Source organism: Streptomyces sp. ICN903 (genome assembly GCF_022015835.1).
Taxonomy (GTDB): Bacteria; Actinomycetota; Actinomycetes; order Streptomycetales; family Streptomycetaceae; genus Streptomyces; species Streptomyces fenghuangensis.
This window is the reverse complement of sequence record NZ_JAKMAY010000416.1, coordinates 1-4,055: the sequence shown is the minus strand read 5'-3', so window position 1 is coordinate 4,055 and position 4,055 is coordinate 1. Positions and strand designations below refer to the sequence as shown.

Below are 4,055 nucleotides of genomic sequence, written 5' to 3'. Positions count from 1 at the left end.
CTCCCGGGCTGAGCCCTCCCCGGCCGCACGCCCCGCCCTTCTTCCGTACGGCCCGGAGCGCTCCGGGCCGTACGGAAGAAGGGACGCGGTCAGCCGTGCCAGGACCGCCACAGCGCGGCGTAGGCGCCGTCGGCGGCGACCAGCTCGCCGTGGCTTCCCAGCTCGCTGATCCGGCCGTCCTCCACGACCGCGATCACATCCGCGTCGTGCGCGGTGTGCAGCCGGTGCGCGATCGCCACCACGGTGCGACCCTCGAGTACCCGCGCCAGCGAGCGCTCGAGGTGCCGGGCCGCACGCGGGTCCAGCAGGGAAGTCGCCTCGTCCAGCACCAGGGTGTGCGGATCGGCCAGCACCAGCCGGGCCAGCGCGATCTGCTGGGCCTGGGCCGGGGTGACCGTCTCCCCGCCCGAGCCGACCTCGCTGTCCAGGCCGCCGACCAGCTTCCGGGCCCAGCCGTCGGCGTCCACCGCGGCGAGGGCGGCCCACAGCTCGGCGTCACCGGCGTCCGCGTTCGCCAGCAGCAGGTTGTCGCGCAGCGAACCGACGAAGACGTGGTGCTCCTGATTGACCAGCGCCACGTGCTCGCGTACCCGCTCCGCGGGCATCCGGGACAGCTCGGCCCCGCCGAGCGTGACCTCGCCCGTCCGCGGCGCGTAGATCCCCGCCAGCAGCCGGCCCAGCGTGGACTTGCCCGCGCCCGACGGCCCCACCAGCGCGACCCGCGTACCGGGCGCGACGTCCAGCGACACCCCGTGCAGCACGTCGCCGCCCGCGCCGTAGCCGAACCGCACCCGGTCGGCCCGCACCTCGCGGCCGTCCGGGAGCAGTGCGCCGTCGCCGGACTCCGGCTCGATCTCCCGCACCCCGACCAGCCGGGCCAGGGACACCTGGGCTGTCTGGAGCTCGTCGTACCAGCGCAGGATCAGGCCGATCGGTTCGACCAGCATCTGCGCCAGCAGCGCGCCCGTGGTCAGTTCGCCGACCGAGATCCACCCCCGCAGTACGAAGAAGCCGCCGAGCATCAGCACCGAACCGAGGATCAGCACATGGGTGCCGTTGACGACGGGGAAGAGGACGGTGCGCAACCACAGTGTGTAGCGCTCCCACGCCGTCCACCGGCCGATGCGGTGCTCGGACAGGGCGATCCGGCGCGGGCCCAGCCGGTGGGCCTCCACCGTCCGCCCGGCGTCCACGGTCTCGGCCAGGGCGGCGGCGACGGCCGCGTAGCCCGCCGCCTCGGAACGGTAGGCGGCGGGCGCCCGCCGGTAGTACCAGCGGCAGCCCACCAGCAGCAGCGGCAGGGCGATCACGACGGACAGCGCCAGCGGCGGTGCGGTGGCCGTGAGCGCGCCCAGCAGCAGCGCGGCCCAGACGAGGCCGATCGACAGCTGGGGCACCGCCTCGCGCATGGCGCCCGCCAGCCGGTCGATGTCGGTGGTGATCCTGGACAGCAGGTCACCCGTACCGGCCCGCTCCAGCACCCCCGGCGGCAGCCGCACCGAGCGGACCAGGAAGTCCTCGCGCAGATCCGCCAGCATCCGCTCGCCCAGCACCGCTCCGCGCAGCCGCACCTGCTGGACGAAGACCGTCTGGACGACCAGGGCCGCGGCGAACAGGACGACGGTGCGCTCCAGGCGCAGATCGCGGACCCCCGTCGCGAGGTCCTCCACCACCCGCCCCAGCAGATAGGGGCCGGCCATGGAGGCCAGCACCGCGACGGCGTTCACCGACACCAGCACGGCGAAGGCCCCGCGGTGCCGCCGGACCAGCTCGCCGGCGTAGGCGCGCACGGTCCCGGGCGCGCCGACCGGCAGAACCGCGGCCGACTCGGACGCGGCGGGATCATGGGCGGGCGGTGCGACGCCGATCATGCGCTCTCCTCCATCCGCTCGTGCCGAGGCCCCCGGCTCCCGGCCGGGCCGGCCGCGAGCCCGCCTTCGCCGGCCATGCCGGTGCCGCCGGTGTCGTGGTCGTCATCGCCGCCGGTCTCACGGGTGACCACCGCGCGGTACCCCGGCTCGTTCGCCAGCAGTTCCCGGTGCGTGCCGACGGCGGTCACCGCGCCGCCGGAGACGAACGCCACCCGGTCGGCCCGGTCCAGCAGCAGCGGACTGGAGGAGAACACCACCGTGGTGCGGCCGGCCCGCAGCCGGCGCAGCGCGTCGGCGACACGCGCCTCGGTGTGCGAGTCGACGGCGCTGGTCGGCTCGTCCAGCACCAGCACCCGCGGATCGGCGACCAGCGACCGGGCCAGCGCCAGCCGCTGGCGCTGGCCGCCCGACAGCGACCTGCCGCGCTCGGTGATCCGGGCCCGCATCGGGTCGCCGTCCGGGGCGCCCCCGGCGCGCGCCAGCGCGGCGAGCACATCGCCGCACTGGGCCGCCTCCAGCGCCTGCCCGGGCGCGACCGCACCGGACGACGGCACGTCGAGCAGTTCCCCCAAGGTGCCCGACAGCAGCACCGGGTCCTTGTCCTGGACCAGCACGGCGGCACGGGCCGCCTCCAGCGGAACCTCGTCCAGGGCGACCCCGCCCAGCAGTACCGACGGCGCCTGTGCCGCGGACTCGGTGCCGTGCCCGCCCAGCCGTTCGGCGAGCCGGCCGGCCGTGTCGGGGTCGCCGCACACCACCGCGGTCAGACTTCCGGCAGGGGCGAGCAGCCCGCTCACCGGGTCGTACAGGTCGCCGTCCGGCAGCGTCCGCGCGCCGTCGCGCCTACCCACCGCGTCCTGTGTCCGCGTCCCGCGGCTCAGCGCCAGGACCCGGGCGGCCCGCTCGGCCGACGGGCGGGAGAAGGAGTAGGCCATGGCGATCTCCTGGAACAGCCGGAGCGGAAAGAGCAGGAAGGTCACCGCGCCGTACACCGTCACCAGTTCGCCCACGGCGACCGTGCCGTCCAGCGCCAGTCGCGCCCCCAGCCAGACCACCGCGATCAGCAGCACCCCCGGCAGCACCACCTGCACGGCGTCGATCAGCGACCACATCCGCGCGGTCCGCACCGCCGCCCGCCGCACCTCCTGCGAGGCCCTGCGGTACCTGCCGAGGAACAGCTCCTCGCCCCCGATGCCGCGCAGCACCCGCAGCCCGGCCACGGTGTCGGCGGCCAGTTCGGTGGCCCGCCCGGCCTTCGCCCGCTGCGCGTCCGCCCGGCGGGTCGCCGGCGGCAGCAGCGGCAGTACGGCCGCCACCAGCGCCAGCACGCCCAGCGTCACCACGGCGCCCAGCAGCGGCTCGTACACGACCAGGGCCGTACACACCCCGGCCGTGGTCAGCGAAGCGGCGCCGAAGCGGGAGACGGCCTCGACGAACCAGCCGATCTTCTCGATGTCCCCGGTGGAGACGGCCACCACCTCGCCGGCCGCCACCCGCCGGGTCAGCGCGGCCCCCAGCGCGGCGGTCCGCCGGGCCAGCAGCTGCTGCACCCGGGCCGCGGCGGTGATCCAGTTGGTGATGGCGGCGCGGTGCAGCATGGTGTCGCTGGCGGTGACCGCCAGACCCAGTGCCACCGTCAGGGCGCCCGCGAGGGCCAGCCGGTCCCCGGAGCGCTCGGTGGCGGCCTGTACGGCCATGCCCACCGCCAGGGGGAAGGAGGCGACCGCCGCCATGTGGAGCGTCCCCCAGGCCAGCGCCTTCAGCTGGCCGCCCAGCTGCGAGCGCCACAGCCAGAGCATGAGGCGGAACCCGGACCGTACGTCGGGGTCGCCGGGATCGGGATATGGAAGATCGCGAATGCGCATGACGTCCCGGAAGCGGTCTCGATGTCGGACAAGCGGAAGCGGCCGTGCAAGCCTTCCGCCATCCCCGGTGGGAGGGCAAAGGGTTTTCCGCGCGGCGGACGGGACGGTGCACCGCATGAGCGGGCCCGGTACACGGTCCGGATCCGGCGCCCGGCGCGGCATCCGGTCGCCGTGGCGGGCGACAGGCACGGCCTCGCCCTCCGGCCGGTGGCCTCCCGGACGGAGGACCGCTGTCCGGGAGGCCACCCGCCCGGGCACGGCGGCGTCCGGGCGGCAGGCGGGCGGGCGACCGTAGGCTGGTGAGCCGGGACCGGCCGCC

Annotated in this window: 2 protein-coding genes; both read right to left on the bottom strand. The window is 75.8% G+C overall.

Annotation, left to right across the window (positions count from 1 at the left end; translation table 11 throughout):
- Positions 1–89 precede the first annotated feature (89 nt).
- Complete coding sequence (locus L7D48_RS26910; RefSeq protein ID WP_237883411.1) at positions 90–1,871, bottom strand: ABC transporter ATP-binding protein; 1,782 nt, start codon at positions 1,869–1,871, stop codon at positions 90–92.
- Positions 1,868–3,736: an ABC transporter ATP-binding protein gene (locus L7D48_RS26905; RefSeq protein WP_237883409.1), complete on the bottom strand. Its 1,869-nt coding sequence runs from the start codon at positions 3,734–3,736 to the stop codon at positions 1,868–1,870. Before L7D48_RS26905 ends, L7D48_RS26910 begins: the two co-directional genes overlap by 4 nt.
- Between the last annotated feature and the right edge of the window lie 319 nt (positions 3,737–4,055).